Origin of the sequence: Neobacillus niacini, assembly GCF_023715415.1 — a bacterium.
GTDB lineage: Bacteria > Bacillota > Bacilli > Bacillales > Cytobacillaceae > Neobacillus > Neobacillus niacini_C.
The window spans coordinates 85587-101883 of the sequence record NZ_JAMBOB010000003.1 but is presented as its reverse complement, the minus strand read 5'-3'; the positions used below and the strand labels follow the sequence as shown (position 1 = coordinate 101883).

Below are 16297 nucleotides of genomic sequence, written 5' to 3'. Positions count from 1 at the left end.
AATTTTACTGTAGCTTTATTATAATTAAATGATATAAAAGGGCAGGAATCAAGCATGACAAAGTAAACTTTAAGAAATTCATTCTTTAGCCCTGACTTATATGGTACACAATTTTTTATTTCGGAAGATTATTATACTTTAAACTCTATTAATCTTACATTTTTGATGGTAAGAATAATGCAATTTGTGGGAAAAATACTAAAATTAGTATAGTAAGTAATAAGACACCTATAAATGGTAAAGATCCTTTTAATACATCCTTAACTGGAACACCCGAATTGTCACTCGTTATATATAAGTTTATGCCTACAGGTGGAGTGACCAAACCAATTTCAAGAAGCAGTACTAATATGATGCCAAACCAAATGGTGTCAAATCCCAGAGACACCATCAAAGGATACACAAGTGGTAATGTTAACAACATGGAACCAAACATATCCATAAACATTCCAAGAATTAAATACATAATAACAATCAAGAAGAAAATCATCCATGGGGAAAAACCGGAAGCTTCTATTGAACTGATAATTTTAAACCCTACTCTGGTTAAAGTAATATAGTAAGCAAAAACATTCGCACCAACAATTATAACGAAAATCATAGCTGTAGACTTCACCGTAGAAAATAACGAATCCACAATTTGTTTATATTTTAATCTTTTCAAAGACAAACCAATAACTAATGCCCCAATAACACCAAATGCGGCTGCTTCAGTGGGAGTGGCAACACCAAAATATACTACAGAAATAACGATTAATATTAAAAGTACCGCTGGCCAAATGGACTTTAAAGATTTTAATCTTTCATTCCAAGAAAATTTCTCGGATATACTTTTCTGTTTTATACCTACGATAACAACAGTAATGACTAACAGTACCGTAAGCAATATTCCTGGCAAAATTCCTGCTATGAATAATTGACCAACCGAGGTCTCAGTTTGAATACCATATAAAATTAATGGGATACTTGGAGGAATCAGCGCTGCAAGAGTTCCTGTAGTTGTTGCAACTAATCCTGCAGCAAATGCAGGAGAAGATTTTGCTTTTACCATTTGAGGAATAGCAATTTGTGACATTACAGAAGTTGCTGCGGTGCTCGAACCAGATAGAGCTCCGAAACCAGCACTTCCGATAACTGTTGCCACACCTGCTCCCCCAGGCAAATGACCCATCCATTTCAATACAGATTCAAATAAATCATCTGCTATTTTACTTTTTGATAGTAAATGGGCCATTAATATAAATAATGGGATAGCACTATACGTATAATTATTTACACCTCTATAAGCTGTGGTAGCCAAAATACCTTGTAAACTATCAAATCCTGCAGTTAAGTATAATCCGATAGATCCAACTACGAGTAGTACAAAACCAATCGGCATCCCGATAAATAACAGAACAAGTAATAAAACAATTGTTAATGCAACCATATGAATCCCCCTTCTTATCGAATTTACGAGAAGGCATTAAAGGAATAAAGTCCTATACCTCTTTTGTACCTCTTAGTATATTAATAGTATCGACTAATAATCGAACAGATAATAAAAATATTCCAAAGGAAATGACCATCATAGCTGGTGCCAACGGATAGTCCAGCATACCGGCTGATCTTATATTTTTTTCGAAATACTCTATCCCTTTTAGAAAATTATATATACCTAAAACTAGGAACGCAAAAAAGGCTATCAAATTATTCAATACTCGCACATATTTTTTCATTGGTTTTGAGAACTTGCTTTCTAAGAAGTCCACACTAACATGTCCATCGTGTTTAAATGTATAACTTATTGATAGGTATACAATCAAGACCAGTAAATACTCACCGGTAACCTCAATTGTCCCAACAATTGGACTATTAAGCGTGGTTCTTAAAATAGAGTCCATAAAAATCCATACTGTAAGCACTAACATTGTTATTCCTGCTACATAAGTACAAACATAATCAATTTTATCTAAAATAATGTTTACTAATTTCATGGTATCCCTCCATTCAGATAAAAAATTAGCAAAAAAGAGTAACCCGTTTTAGGCTATTATATATATTGCATTTAATAACCATCCTTATAAGATTGAGAATTTTTAAATAGAATTTTTCCTCCCCGTTTTTACGTTTTTATATCGTTACTTATTAGTAAAGAAGCAACCTAAATAATGTAAAAATCTATCATGAATACATATTAGGAAAGCGCTTTCTTTACCCACTTTACAAAGTTCCGGTTAATACTGGAAACTATATATGAACTTGAAATTAATTTTATATTACAAAAAAAATTTTGTCAATAAAAAATCTGAAAATTCTATATTTAAGTTTTACCTTTAATCTTTATAAATTTGTAGTCTTATTCTCCCTGGATTATGAGCACCGGGACGTGTCCTTAAAAATGATTTCGCATTAAATATCATCGAACGGGAACACAGTTAGATTTAGAGGCAGAAAATAAATACAGAGAAGAGCCTTCTTGGTTCTTATCAAATCCAACTAAGCTATTATTAAAAACACATCAAAAAACACCGCATAGCGGTGCATTTTGATATGCATTTTAGTTTACATTTCTTGCTGTGAATTAATGTCTTGTGATACGAAACGGAACCAGTTAAGGTAACAATCCTTTTCTTTATTATTCCTCAACTTTTTGGGTGTAATATTGATATCCAAGATATTGATAGTTTTGCCTCTTATACATTTCTTTTGGGGTGTCCTGACCATCCGCGACGAGGATGACGGTTTTATCTTGAAAGGTATCCATCACAAATTTTTGTATTCTGCTTCCGATTCCTTTCTTTTGAAAGGCTTCATCGACACCTAGATTATCAATTTCAGCTGTATCCTTCGAAATAATTACATCCACTGCTCCAGCAGGTGTACCTTTATAGAAAGCTAGCAGCTGCATGATAGTAGGGTCTTGAAAAATACGTTTATTTAATTCAACCTTTTGATTAGCAAAATTACTGCCAAAGACAATATCCTGCTGATATTGTAAGGAAAGAAAATCCCTCAGGTTTTTTTCAGTTACGATTTGAACCTCAATTTCGGGGTGATTTTTCACCTTTGGAAATTGACTTGGTTCAATCGCATAAAGTTCGAGAAAACCAATATCATAATTTTCTTGATTTAAGTAATTCACTAACTCAGCTGGGATATTTTCATCTACAGGAAATTTGAACTTCACGTGTTTTTGACCATTTCGTTGATGGTATTCACGTAAATAACTTTCTGCTTGCTTAAACTCATCCAATGAAGTAAATGCTTTAAACTCAATATAATTACTATCATATCTAGATAACATTTCTGGAAAATGAAAATGTTTGTATAGATGATTTTCAGCCACTACATGACTATGAATAAAGATATTTTCAAATGTAATTTGCATGAACCAGTTCCCCTTCTACATGAAGAATAAATAATACTCTATAGATTTTTTATCAAATGAATTAAACGCATCAAATCGTCTTTTGATACGGACATCTTTAAGATACCGCTTTCTTGAAAGTCAATGATTGCTTGAAGTGTAAGTATCGTTGGTGGTGCGAGTTTAATTTCTTTATTTTGAAATGCAGCTAATGCTTCTTCTGGCTTAATCCAGACCGCTTCATCAATTTCGTTTTGATCTGGCTCAGGGATTTGACCTTCTGGGAGCTTTGCTAGAAAAAAACGGGTATCAAAACGAATCGGACTTTCCTCGGGTGTGATAATTTGGCCGAAATATCTTAAACATTGAGGATCAAAATAAAGATTTTCTTGTTCTAACACTGTATTAAAAGGTATTTCTCCTTCTAGAAGACCTTTTCGGTATTTTTCTACCTTTCCCTCTGGCAATTGAACGAGTGAACCGTCTCTCTTGTAACCCAACAAAATCCCGACTTCTTCAAATAATTCTCTTGCCGCAGCAATATAATGTGAGAGACTAATAGAAAGCTGCGTCTCATCACTATTCACGGTATCTTTTGCAACAAAAGCATCATGTTTTTCTACGGCTCCTCCGGGAAAAACGTGAAATCCCCCCATAAACCTCATCGTGGCTGGCCGTTTTGTTAAATAAATCCTTGATGATTCGTCCATCAATACAACGGTTGAAGCAGGTTTTGGCGAAACAGCCATCTTAGTTCCCTCCTCTTTAAAAAAAAACACTCACTTCATTCCTGTTTTTTCAAATATTCAGAAATAAACTCTTGCAGCATTTCATTTAAACTTGCCTTTTTTTGCTTTTTTAACCATTCGACCTGGTCGATGGGTAGATTTAATTTTAGACTAATGTTTTCATTAGGCATTTCTACTTTTCTAATTTCTGCTAAGGTTATTCCCTCTTCTACATTGGGAAACCATGAACTACTCTCACTCACCCGATCAAGGTCATCGAACTCGTCAATTTCCTCAAGATCACAGAATAAATTAAGCTGAGGTAATCCTCCAGATAAGGTTTTTACATGCATGATGGAATCAATCAATCTACCGTTTTCTAGTTCTATCTCAATAATTAGATTTTGCTCTTTTTTATATTTTCTTTCTGTCACTTCACTTACAACCAAATCCAATTCAAGGGTGTAGCCCGAATGTGATTCAAAGATATAAATCGCACTATTAAAGATATGTATATTCTCCCCATCAATTTTTACCGATTTAACAACAGCCATTACCCATTCCTCCAAAAAGCAGTAACAATAATAATCTAATTTTATACCAAAAAAGGAAACTTGTTAACTCAATAAAAATCTCACCAGTGAATAACCCCTGCTGAAAAAATAACTTAGCACTGATTGTAATAATGTTAAAGAAATGTTCACAGCATATTGTGCACTATTGCGTTAAAATAAAGATAAATAAATATGTGATAAACTTCACAATATACGCAGTTAGAAAGGAAATACGATCATGTCACTATACAAACCCGATCAAATACTAGAAATATCCATAAAAAATGGGGTTAAAAAGACCAGTTACCCCTTATTAACTACCTTACTATTAGGATTCCAAGCAGGTGCATTTATTTCATTAGGATTCCTGCTATATATACGTGTGACAGCACCGCTATCCGAGGGTTTATCAGGGCTTAGCGCCATTTTAGGTGCCTCCGTTTTCCCAATCGGACTAATCCTTACGTTAATTGCAGGCGGAGAGCTGCTTACTGGGAATATGATGGTGGTTCCACTGGCGAGATTTTCAAATAAAATTAATACGAAACAGGTTCTGCAAAATTGGTTTCTAATCACGGTCAGCAATTTTCTAGGCGCCATATTCGTGGCCTACTTTTTTGGACATATTGTAGGTTTAACTGAAACAGGTGTCTATTTGGAAAGTACCATTCATATTGCTGAACACAAAGTAAATGCAACCTTTCTACAGGCTTTTGTCTCAGGTATCGGCTGTAACTGGCTTGTAGCTGCTGCTGTGTGGTTATCCTATGGGAGTGAAGATATGATTGGAAAAATTGCAGGCATTTGGTTTCCGACTATGGCATTTGTCGCAATTGGATTTCAACACGTCGTTGCCAATATGTTTGTCATCCCAGCAGCAATATTCGCCGGTCACCTTACGTGGATGGATTATCTAAATAATTTCATTCCTGTCTTCTTAGGAAATGCCGTTGGCGGAGCACTGTTCATCGGTATGGCGTATTGGTTTGCTTACAAAAAGAATGAATACACTGTCATTGAAGGGGCTAAAAAGACTGGAATCTTTGACAAAAAGATTGGATTATAAATCTTCACAAAAAAGAGAGCCGTGGGTATCACGGCTCTCTTTCCTTTCATTTATTCAAATAAAGGACTTACTGCTCTCTCATTATGAATTCGGTCAATAGCGTCTGCTAGTAATGGAGCTACAGACAACATCGTAATTTTATTAATTAACTTTTCTTCGCTCTGCTCAATCGTGTTCGTGATCACTAATTCTTGAATCGCCGATGATTCAATTTTTTCAACAGCAGATTGTGAGAGAACAGCATGTGTACAACAAGCGTAAACTGCTTTTGCCCCATGCTCTACTAAGGCATTGGCAGCTAAAGTCTGCGTTGTAGCAGTATTAATTAAATCATCAACAATGATTGTATTTTTCCCTTCAACATTCCCAATAATCTCAAATATTTCGGAAACATTGGGTTCAGGACGTCGTCGATCAATGAGGGCAATTGGGGCATTTAAAATATTGGCCATTTTCCTTGCTCTCCCAACAGCACCATTATGTGGTGCAACAACAACCACATCCTCAAGTCCCTTTTTCTCAAAATACTGTGATAGAATCGGAATTCCAACTAATTGATCCACTGGAATATCAAAAAAGCCCTGGACCTGCGGTGAATGAAAATCCATTGTCAGTACCCTGGTAGCACCTGATTTTTCAAGTAGGTTCGCAATTAATTTAGCTGTAATCGGCTCGCGGGATCTAGCTTTTCGATCCTGGCGTGCGTAGCTATAGTAAGGAATAACAACATTGATCATTTTCGCTGAAGCTCTTTTTAAAGCATCAATCATAATGAGCAGCTCCATGATATGGTCATTATTCGGGTGTGAAGTAGATTGTACAACATAAACGTCACAGCCACGCACGCTTTCTTCTATATTCACTTGAATTTCTCCATCACTAAATTGGGTGACCGAGCTCTTCCCAACCTCACAGCCTAAATGCTCGGCCATTTCCTTCGCCAAGCTTTGGTTTGAATTTAGTGCAAACAATTTAAAACCTTTTTGTAATTGATACGACACTTTATGTCCCCCATGCTTTGTTTATTTACAATTCCTTAACGTCTCAATTACCTATTTTACATGAAATGCAGTCATTAGAACAATATTTCATATTGGAACCTTCAAACTTAAGGCATCTTAACAAAATAATTTTTTCCAATAAAAAAAATAGCGTAGTGTGAACTCTCTTACACTACGCTATTTGGTGATTGTCTAAGATTACATCCCAACTTCATCAGGTACATAGAAGTCAAATGGAGTCGCGTTGTATGGGAGTATGGATAATTTCTCTTCTATGAGTCGGTAGCCTCTGCCATATGGGTCTTGTCTATTTTCGAGTTGTTCTTTGAGCATGTTGGCATACGGAACTTCTCCCATTTGGGTCATCATGTGGACTTCTACCCATGAGGCAAATCCCTCAAGCTCCTCAATTTCCAGCTGATTCACTTGTAAATTCTCATATTGCCAAATATGGGTTAATTCATGCGCTAAGGTGGAAAGTGTATGGATCCTCGGTGACCCGTTTTCAACTAAAACCCTGAGTTTTCCATCACCATCCATGCTGGCTTTACCAGTTAAACGAGGATTACCTGCTTTCGGAATAAATGGCAAACCGCTACTCTTGTGAATATCCGCTGCACTTATCACGGATAGTGCTATATCTTCAGGTAAGTTTACTAAATATACATCTTTAAAAAATTGACGAACTTCTCTATAAAGTGGCTCAACACGTAATACATGATCGATTGCAGACTCGTTACAAGTAAAGCACCTTTGTCTGCCATCACTGAGCTGATGGATTTGGGCCGCAGAAACTGTCCTGCCACAAAACACACATTGTGTTTCTTTGCTGGTGATTTTTACGATATCTCCATCTACCATTCGTCCTAGATATTCTATTCGAACTTCTCTCATTTTTTTCCTCGTTAACAACGTATCTACTATCGAAAACGTTTCGTATAAGGCAAGTTCCTTAGGATATTGGTCGTAACCAAAATAGAGATAATCGCTATTCCCGTTACTTTCATTTACTAACCAAAACAAATAGTCATTTAAAATATCAAAGATTTTTTCCCAATTATGAGAAATTGCTTCTAAAATACCCAGATGTATAGGAGAATCTTCAATAATGTATAGTCTGATTTTCCCCTCTTCCTCAGGGTCATCATCGACTTGCAAGGAAGGTGATATCAACTGTAATTTCTTGGACTGGGAATCTGTCTGGTCAAAGAATGATTCATCCAAACGGGCACATGCCTTCACAAAATGGTGTGTTTCTGGGAATAAGGATAAAAACAACTCATTAAGTAATAGCGCTAATGTAAATTCAATTTTTGCAGAATTTTCAATTCCCCCCAGGTTTGAACGTATCTCCATACATAAAATATGACCGTTCTCATAATGTCTTTTTACCTGTTCATCTTGATGATACGAATGGACCTTCATCGATTTTAAGTTTACCATTTCACTAAATTCTACATAGCCGCTTGTGTTAATCCTTACATCCGCCTTCAGCGCTCCAATAAAGACGTCAAACTGTTCAAATGAAATATTTTTACTCTCAAAATTGTGTTCTTCTGACATCTGACTTATTTTATACTCCGTTATAGGACGGTAATATTTCTTCTCAAAAATGTGTTCAAAGGTGACTTCAACAACTCCATGCTCGACATCCACATTTTGAATTTTATAATGTTCGCCATTAAAGGAATGGTATTGGCCAGGCAGGTATTGTTGATAGATATGTCCTTCAAAAATCTCAGAAAGACACTTGTTGTGTTGCTTAATCTGAATGAACCGAAACCCTTTTGGTAAAATCTTTTCCTTAGCTGAATAGGGGATCCTATATCGTTTCTTCTTTACAAAATCCTTTTCGGATCGATTAAAGGTTATTAGTTCCTCAGATTCAATCGTAAATCGGTATACTAATTTAGGACCAAAAGCGTTTGAGAACAACTCGTGAACACCTTCGACAATCGAGCGGTAAGAATCAATTTTCGCTCTTCTTAAGTAGCTCTCAACTTCCTCTTCCATGATATAAAAATGACATAATCGCTCCAAAAGAGAATAAGCAATGCTCCAACGTGATTGAGATAAGCGAGGAGCTAAGGGAGCAATGGTCCGATTAGTACTCATAAAGAAATCCAACTGATCTGCAAGGTAATCCCGAATTAAATAAGGAGGACTGATGATGTGAACGAAGGAAGACACTTTACCGGTTCCTTTCCACAAATTTAAAAGCCTCACTAAATTGTAGTAATCATCTCGAATGAGAAGAAGTGTAAAATCACCAATGGGAATCGAAAGGTTACTATCCTGAATCTGAATCATTTTTACCATTTGATCCAACGTTTCCAAGTCAAAACCAAGATCAAATAACAGCTGCTTCATATCCATGATTTCTTGAATACTTTCATAAACATTGGTGTTTTGTTGATTAATGAAGTGTATTGGTTCAATGTTTGCCTTTAAAGCAGGCATGGATAAGACTACTTCCGCTTCTAATTTACGATGCGAAATTTTTGGCAGGATCTTATGCTGAAACCATTTTTCACCTTCATTTTTCCATACCATATAGTGTAAGTATTGACTTGTGCTGGACGAAGCAACGATACCTCTAGGCTCACATTGCAGGAGTGATCGGACAGTATGTTCTAATCCTTCATACCACTCTGTTAAAATGATATATTGTGGTTTTTTTCCAATGATGTTCCTAACATTTAGGTTAAAAGCATGAATGATGGTGGAATAGTTTGGAAGCAGTTTTTCTGCCTGTAACAACAATACGCCTTCTAATGTTTTTGTTGATTCTAACTGGCGTAGGTAGTGCAAGAATCGTTTCTCCTTTAAGGTATCAGGTGAAACAATTAATACATCGGAATTCATGTTTTGTTCGAGGGCATTTAAGTAGGTGCCGACCTTCCATAACTGGTCCACCCCTGACACTTCTCTCATTCCCTTTGACACCCATTCTACCGCTTCCTCTGCAGCACCTTGGCTGTGGGTAATAATCAATATCTTCTTGTTTTTGGCCAGCAAATGATACAAAGCCGGAAAGAAATAGGAAGAGAAATCGTTGTAATTGACATCCTCAATCATCACATCATGTTCTTGAATGATTTCTGACATCATCGTCGTATAGCTTTCATCGATAAGGATGTTCTTTTTCTTTAATCCTTCACAAATAGAATGAATAATTAACTGATGTTCCAGGTCCAGCGAGATAATTTCATAGGCGAAATGATTTTTCCGATGATGGAAATGTTCATTTTCTCTTATTATCCCAGCAGACAGCAATCGGTCTTCCCATAATTCCTTGTATTGATGATATAATTCCTCAAAGGTTGTAAGTCTTCTGGAGACGGCATCATTACCAGCAATGGACCCTTCACTATAAGGAACCTTTTGACCATTTAAAAACCAAGCAATCTCCATTAATAGAACAAAGGAGATAATCGGGTAGGCAGGTAAATAATGAATCATTGAAAGCTCATATACATTGGCAATAATAAGAAGCAACATAAGAAGTAGTGGGAAAATGGCTGCAAACTTGAAAAAGGCAGATAGATAGGTCCACTCCTTTTTTAAATAGATCTTTCCCCGGCTTTTAAAATAAACAAGCGAAACGGAGCCCTGCTCCAATCGCTTCGTTTTCGACCTGTCAACAAGTTCATGCGGATAAAAAATAGATCCAGCCTTTTTCACTAATTTCACAAAGTGGTTCAATATGCGCATATTTCCAAGAGTCGTATACGGCAAACTTCCGGCAATTTTCCAACACCATTTAACACTCAAGACCGAGAACAAAATCGTTAAATTTATCAACAGTTGGATATTCGTTAATAGAAAAGGCATTTTTTCCTTAAGAAATGCTTCGTATATACCCGTAAGCCACTTATCCAATAAAAGCCAGGATAAACAAATAAATAAAGCTACAAGCGGAAAGACAAGTTGTTTATAGCGATGCTCCTGAGAAAAATTGGCCTTATAGAGAAGTGTGAAACTTAGACAAAAAACCAGAAAACTTCCTAACACTTCAAGGTATAAGTTCATAGTTTATACACCTTATCTTCTTGGATTCGAATTTGGTCAAGTTCATGAAAATAGGTTGATTGATATTGTTCGATGGCACTGCCGAGATACACATCAATCCCATGTCCATTTAACCCCTGTACTCCTTGCTGTTGAAAAGGAGTATAGATAGGATTCTCGATGATACTTTTTTCAAATTTAATAGCAGGTACTCTTTGATTCGTAGAAAACGGTTCTTTATTCATTTGCAGGATATGAAGCAATCGATTCGTCATCTGAACGAATTCGTCCAATTTAATAAGGTGGTAGCGGTAAAGTAGATTCTGTATCTTCTTTTCTTCACCGATTAGTGATAGTTTTTCAAGCTTTTTTCGTAACGAAAAAAGCTTGAATAAATGGTTTAAGTAGTCATTATATTTGTGCTGAGCATCGACTTGCATTTGATAAATGTTTTCTGTATATTCATAGGTTTTTTCTTGAAACTTGTATATGTGAAAATAGGATTTTCGTTGAGTAAAAAAATACCCGCAATAAGTAACAAGAAGCGTGACAACAAAACCAGTACCGTAAAAATAGGCTGGTACCACAGGAGATTCAATTGACCCCAACATATGCAGGAAAGGAATGAATAGGATGATAAAAATCAGGATACTCATCATCAGGAACTGACGCTGATTTGGTAGTAACTGCAGGAGAAAATGCATTTGGTTTTTCGCTTGTGTCACAAAACTATTCCATTTCGAAAGAGCTTCAGATATGCCAGGATTTGAATGGAGGACATCTCTTTGCACGACACCAATTTTTTGGAGGATGTCCTTTTTATAGTCATTGATTTCGATTAATTCTTCCTCTTCCTGAAAGTTATTCCTTCTTTTTAACACATTCATTTTTCTTATAGCTTCTCTTGAATTTTCTAGCAGCTCATTTTCACGGTTAATGAGAATAGTCTCAGCTTTATAAAGCTGATTCTCCCATTGATCATAGAATTGATAGGTAATTTTTGAACTCTTTGACAGTGGTTGAGGTGCATCTCTTCTCTTTTCAATACTTGCTGCTGTATTTGGGGAAAAATCATCATCTCGAAATCGATTGGTATGAAATAGGTTTTGAAGTATTAATTGATCCTCTAATTGCCTCTTTGCTTTTAACAAACTCAAAAAATAATGATTAAGTAACGTTTCCAGCCTCTCATTTTTCAATGCAATCTGAATCACACTTGTACTTCCCTTATCCAACCGTTCAATTAGTTTCGGATGGTGGCTGATTGTAAGAAGAAAATAGACCAGTTCCATATAACCTTTCATTCTTTCCCGATGAGAACTTTGAACGATTTCCTGACGAACCAAACGAATATCACCGATTTCACTTTGGATACCCACATGAAACTTCAAACTGCTTGAAAGTTCTTTTGAAGGAGTAAAATACGTTAAAGAAGGAGTCAATGGCAGCGTGAGTATTTGCTTAATCTTTTTCTCAAAATCTTCCATGATGATATCGAGCTGATATTTGGTCATCCATTCATCATTACTCATCTTCTCGCGGCGTAACAACAAAAGATCTTTCTTTTTGTCTATCTTTTTAGCTAGGCAGGTCGTGACCCGCTCACATTTAAGCTCTAAAGCCTCCATGAATTCTGCACCAGGCTGATCTAAGATAATATCTTGAAGTTGAATGGATTCCCCCCATTCTTCATCGAGCTGATTAATTTCCTCCTCGCAAAAGGCGTTTCCCACTATTGGCCACTCAGTGCTTTTTAGCAGATAGCCATAATGGTCAAGTTCCCAATAGCGTTTTAAACTTTCCTCTATTGGTGCATAATTAGAAGTTCGCTTGATCATGTCAATCAAATGTAAAATGCTTTGAGTCGGATAGAATCCCTTGTCCTTTAAAGGTTCAAGCAGGTCTTTCCTTATTTTCGATAGATGCGTGGTCAGTCGTAACACCCTATTTAACTCATCATCTAAGTTTAATAGAATAATCAACTGCCAATCCTTAATTCGATGCCGATCCAAATGTTCAATCAATCGATCAACTAACGATAAAAAAAGAGGATTAGAGGCTGGTGCCTCCTCCTCCCAGTAAAAGGTTAATACTTCACTATTCTGCAACTTATAAAAGAATGGCTCTACTAAATGCCAGTCCTCATATTTTTTCCCAAAATGTACAACAATTGAGTGCATCAAATATCACTCCTTTTTAAAAAGGCTATACTAAAACACGTTCTTGATTTAGTGCGTTTAGTTTATTATTAATATCATTTAACCACTTTTGATATTCTTCTGAATCCTGCGGCGTTCTTTGTCTGACCTGGGATTCCTTCCATAGCTGGTAAATCAAATTCGCAGCGCCCCGTTTGGCAGACTCTGTTCTCTTAACCCTTTTGAAGTACTCACAGATTTCCGTTAACAGACATTGTCGCAGGCGGTCGGCTCGCTCCATTAAGGAAGGATTGGAGATAAATTCTTGGTCATACGCCAACACTAAATCTAGGATATTACCTATTCCATCTTTTCTTACTTTCGAAATTTCTATTGCTCCCCTAAAAAACAAGTGTTCCTCGATGTTTCGGTTATTTCTGATCTGAGTTTCTTGTGTTTCTTGGAATCTTTCTAGGATTTCATCATAGATAACCGGATTATGTGGTAATGCTTCATGAAGTAAGTAGGTATCTTCTTCTACCTTTTCTCCAAATTTCAATAATAATTTTGTGCCTTGATTTCCACTATATTGATAGACTCTTTTCCCGTCAGAATTGACTAACTGGAGCCAGCCATAGATCACCCCTAGTAACAAAGCACGGTCCGTACGATTGGTTTCAAGCTCAGCGCGTTCCGGATTTAAGTCTGGCATATAGGCAGGAAGATGCCAATTTCGGTCCAAATGAGGCGTAATTGTTCGATTTTCATCCTCATTCAACTTACTCACTAAACGGTGATAAGCCTCATAATAAACACCTGGAGGTTTTCCATTTTTTCCGGCAGAAAATTTGGTAAAGTCACTGACAGATAAGCCATAATGGGCACGATAACACACAATTTCATTCCGCTTAAAGGCATCATCAACAATTTGCTTTTCGTTAAATAACTCATTTTGCAGCTGCTCCGAGAACAGGTTAAAACTTTCCGTATGAAGTCCCCAATATTTCAAACTTCGATAATCATTTGTAATCGGAATATAAGGTTGTGCAAGTTCCTCTATTGCCTTCATTCTTTTATAAAGATACTCATCTGGGTCCAGCCCTAATCGACAAGCCTCAATTTTGAGTGCCTGTGTGATGGTTAAATCTAATTTATCATGGTGTTTACTTGCTAATTCATTTCGGCAAAAAATTAAAACATTCTCTTTAAAAAATACTTCCACCTTTGGTTCTTTATAAAACTCCTCAGCCCCTCGATTGGTTTTCCGTTCAATAAAACGGTTGTAGAGACTCTGATAAATTTTCTGAGAGATACTGTCTGGCAAAAATCCATGATCAACTGACTGCCGAATCCGCTCCCACGTTTGCTCAAGCATTTCCTTACTTGCTAGCACATACATTTTTGTTGGATCGCTCACACCATCAAACTTCCTTGCTAATTGATTTATTTCCATTAGTAGCGTTTCTCTTGTTTCAACTAAATGATCAAAAAATCTTTGCCAATCCTCTATCATTTCCTTTATAGATTGATTGAGAGCTGAGAATACTAGTTCTAACAACATGGAATATTTATAGCGATTAAGGGTACTTAGTTGATGAGTCGCCTTTTCCGTATACTCATCAATAAAATCTTTAAATTGATTTCGAAATACACTGGAAATAAAGCCCTGTTTTAACGCTTTATCCACACGTCGAACCGCATCATCTACGTCACCATCATTGCGGTCTAAATCATAAATATATTGATAGCGGTCAATCTGTTCTTTAAATCTGCGATTCTCCTCTTTTAATTGAGAAATCTTCTTGATAAGTTTATTGTGAATACTGTAGAGAAGATATCGGACCCCGACCGGATGTATCGGTGAATCTTTTTTTAGAATCCATGTATTCAGTTGGTACCTGCTTCCATTCCCGCCATTTGGCGCATGATAATCTGAGTCAATAGTCTGGTAGACAATAAAATGACTATATTCATTGATTTTTTTATTAATTTCTTTGGCATAGTCTTCTAGGGCGGATTCCATTCGATTAATTTCTTGTTTTGCCCGATCCTTTATTTTAAGTTTTCCTTCATCAAGCACACAATGATCTTCATAATCTTCTTTTAATTCCACATCATCTTTCAGCACTTTTTTTGCATATTCCTCTACCTCATCCAAGAAAATATCGGCTTTCGAAGCCCCTTTTTTACCTTTATCCTCAATTTCATGAACCTGGAAATCAAGCTGACGGAAAAACGGGTTCGGTTTTTCTCGGTCATTCACAATCTGCTCAAAGTACTTAACATAAAGCTCTCTTATTTTTGGTTTATCATTATTAATTCCATTTCTTAAGTCATCGTCATGCCGCTTCTTTTCATCATTAAATAACTTATCTAATCGAAGCCAAGAATCATCTAATCCACTAACTGACCATTTTAAACCACAATAGTCAACAATCTCTTCATAAGGATAGGTTAAGGAAGCAACACCCGCACCACAGTACCGTGCTTGACCGTTTGATTCGACCAAACTTCTTATTTGGTTATCCTCTTGTGAAAAGCTTCTTGCTGAAATCGGGCTAAAGAGCTGGAGATACACAGAACGTGCAACCTGGTCCATATACTCCGAGACATTTGTTAAATGCTGTCCTTTTGTATTTTCGTAATCAAAAAGAAAACAAAAATCATACGGAAGATGTTTATCTGTAATCGCATGTGCGGTTCTACCTTCTAAATCTATTTGATTCGGTCTATATTCGAGTTCAATCGTCACATTTTGTTTGTGATTTCCCGAGGCGCTTAGTGTAATGGCATTCAGCTCTTTTAGGCTTGCGTATCCGTTACCTTGGACAGCTTCCCACTCCGTTTGGTCCACCGTATTACTTCTTACCAAAATATCAGGAAGTAAAAAAACGCCGCGAATGAGTACACTTTCCGAGTTTAACTTACGCTCCAGCATTTCCCGCAGATAGAGAGCGATTTGAAGAAAAATCCCTGACCCGGTACCGCCCACTAAAGAACTAATAATAATGACTCGGACATTATAGGATTGCGCATAGCTGTCGACAGGGAAAATTCGTTCAATCCCATCCCACATGGCATTTAATTTCCCTTGTGACATCGCTGAACGAAAAGCAAGTCTTGATACCGCCCGAACTTGGCCGGCTCCATCTGTCATCGTTTTCCGTTTGATCTGGGGATTATTCGGAAACCATTTTAGTACCTCTTTATTCGCTTGAAGATATTCATTAACAGAATGGCTTGTGCTTGTTTGGGTAGCACTATTTCTTAAGTGCTCTAATTTTGAAATGCTATTGGCATCCGTATCAAACGCATGAATAGCAACTCTTCCCCGCTGCTCGGGGGGAACACGGCCATAGACCATATTGGCAATATTACTCCCTATTCCACCTAAACCAATTAATATTGTTGGGACATTAAAGCTCATTTGGTTACCACCTCTTAAAGTAC

Annotated in this window: 10 protein-coding genes; 1 reads left to right on the top strand and 9 read right to left on the bottom strand. The window is 36.6% G+C overall.

All coding sequences use genetic code 11. From position 1 onward, the window contains the following. Nucleotides 1–154 precede the first annotated feature (154 nt). The 5 genes from M3189_RS07100 to M3189_RS07080 all read right to left on the bottom strand — a co-directional run bounded on the left by M3189_RS07100 (nucleotide 155) and on the right by M3189_RS07080 (nucleotide 4631). Nucleotides 155–1429 (bottom strand): TRAP transporter large permease, encoded by a 1275-nt coding sequence (locus M3189_RS07100; RefSeq protein WP_251633124.1) that lies wholly within the window; start codon nucleotides 1427–1429, stop codon nucleotides 155–157. 52 nt (nucleotides 1430–1481) lie between these two features. Next, entirely contained in the window at nucleotides 1482–1976 is a 495-nt protein-coding gene (locus M3189_RS07095; protein ID WP_251633123.1) for a TRAP transporter small permease, read from the bottom strand. Between the two features lie 641 nt (nucleotides 1977–2617). Next, on the bottom strand, nucleotides 2618–3370 hold the full coding sequence (locus tag M3189_RS07090) for a GNAT family N-acetyltransferase (protein WP_251633122.1): 753 nt from the start codon (nucleotides 3368–3370) through the stop codon (nucleotides 2618–2620). A gap of 38 nt (nucleotides 3371–3408) precedes the next feature. Further along, the gene (locus M3189_RS07085) at nucleotides 3409–4098 is read right to left on the bottom strand and encodes an NUDIX hydrolase (RefSeq protein WP_251633121.1); all 690 of its coding nucleotides are present in this window, start codon (nucleotides 4096–4098) and stop codon (nucleotides 3409–3411) included. A gap of 35 nt (nucleotides 4099–4133) precedes the next feature. Beyond that, nucleotides 4134–4631: a hypothetical protein gene (locus M3189_RS07080; protein ID WP_251633120.1), complete on the bottom strand. Its 498-nt coding sequence runs from the start codon at nucleotides 4629–4631 to the stop codon at nucleotides 4134–4136. 238 nt (nucleotides 4632–4869) lie between these two features. Here M3189_RS07080 and M3189_RS07075 point away from each other — a divergent pair, with 238 nt between their 5' ends. Next, nucleotides 4870–5697 (top strand): formate/nitrite transporter family protein, encoded by an 828-nt coding sequence (locus M3189_RS07075; RefSeq protein WP_251633119.1) that lies wholly within the window; start codon nucleotides 4870–4872, stop codon nucleotides 5695–5697. Between the two features lie 50 nt (nucleotides 5698–5747). Here M3189_RS07075 and M3189_RS07070 read toward each other — a convergent pair whose 3' ends face one another. The 4 genes from M3189_RS07070 to M3189_RS07055 form a co-directional block, all read right to left on the bottom strand. After that, nucleotides 5748–6698, bottom strand: a complete 951-nt coding sequence (locus M3189_RS07070) for a ribose-phosphate diphosphokinase (RefSeq protein WP_353057403.1) — start codon at nucleotides 6696–6698, stop codon at nucleotides 5748–5750. A 198-nt stretch (nucleotides 6699–6896) separates the two neighbouring features. Beyond that, nucleotides 6897–10730: a hypothetical protein gene (locus M3189_RS07065; RefSeq protein WP_251633118.1), complete on the bottom strand. Its 3834-nt coding sequence runs from the start codon at nucleotides 10728–10730 to the stop codon at nucleotides 6897–6899. Continuing rightward, nucleotides 10727–12889: a hypothetical protein gene (locus M3189_RS07060; RefSeq protein ID WP_251633117.1), complete on the bottom strand. Its 2163-nt coding sequence runs from the start codon at nucleotides 12887–12889 to the stop codon at nucleotides 10727–10729. The genes M3189_RS07065 and M3189_RS07060 overlap by 4 nt, the downstream gene beginning before the upstream one ends. Before the next feature lie 25 nt (nucleotides 12890–12914). After that, on the bottom strand, nucleotides 12915–16274 hold the full coding sequence (locus tag M3189_RS07055) for a tubulin-like doman-containing protein (protein ID WP_251633116.1): 3360 nt from the start codon (nucleotides 16272–16274) through the stop codon (nucleotides 12915–12917). Nucleotides 16275–16297 lie beyond the last annotated feature (23 nt).

What these genes read in the sequence shown, in the direction of transcription:
- M3189_RS07100 (WP_251633124.1), bottom strand. Translation starts at nt 1,429, where the DNA reads ATGGTTGCATTAACAATTGTTTTATTACTTGTTCTGTTATTTATCGGG.
- M3189_RS07065 (WP_251633118.1), bottom strand. Translation starts at nt 10,730, where the DNA reads ATGAACTTATACCTTGAAGTGTTAGGAAGTTTTCTGGTTTTTTGTCTA.
- M3189_RS07060 (WP_251633117.1), bottom strand. Translation starts at nt 12,889, where the DNA reads ATGCACTCAATTGTTGTACATTTTGGGAAAAAATATGAGGACTGGCAT.
- M3189_RS07075 (WP_251633119.1), top strand. Translation starts at nt 4,870, where the DNA reads ATGTCACTATACAAACCCGATCAAATACTAGAAATATCCATAAAAAAT.
- M3189_RS07090 (WP_251633122.1), bottom strand. Translation starts at nt 3,370, where the DNA reads ATGCAAATTACATTTGAAAATATCTTTATTCATAGTCATGTAGTGGCT.
- M3189_RS07095 (WP_251633123.1), bottom strand. Translation starts at nt 1,976, where the DNA reads ATGAAATTAGTAAACATTATTTTAGATAAAATTGATTATGTTTGTACT.
- M3189_RS07055 (WP_251633116.1), bottom strand. Translation starts at nt 16,274, where the DNA reads ATGAGCTTTAATGTCCCAACAATATTAATTGGTTTAGGTGGAATAGGG.
- M3189_RS07085 (WP_251633121.1), bottom strand. Translation starts at nt 4,098, where the DNA reads ATGGCTGTTTCGCCAAAACCTGCTTCAACCGTTGTATTGATGGACGAA.
- M3189_RS07080 (WP_251633120.1), bottom strand. Translation starts at nt 4,631, where the DNA reads ATGGCTGTTGTTAAATCGGTAAAAATTGATGGGGAGAATATACATATC.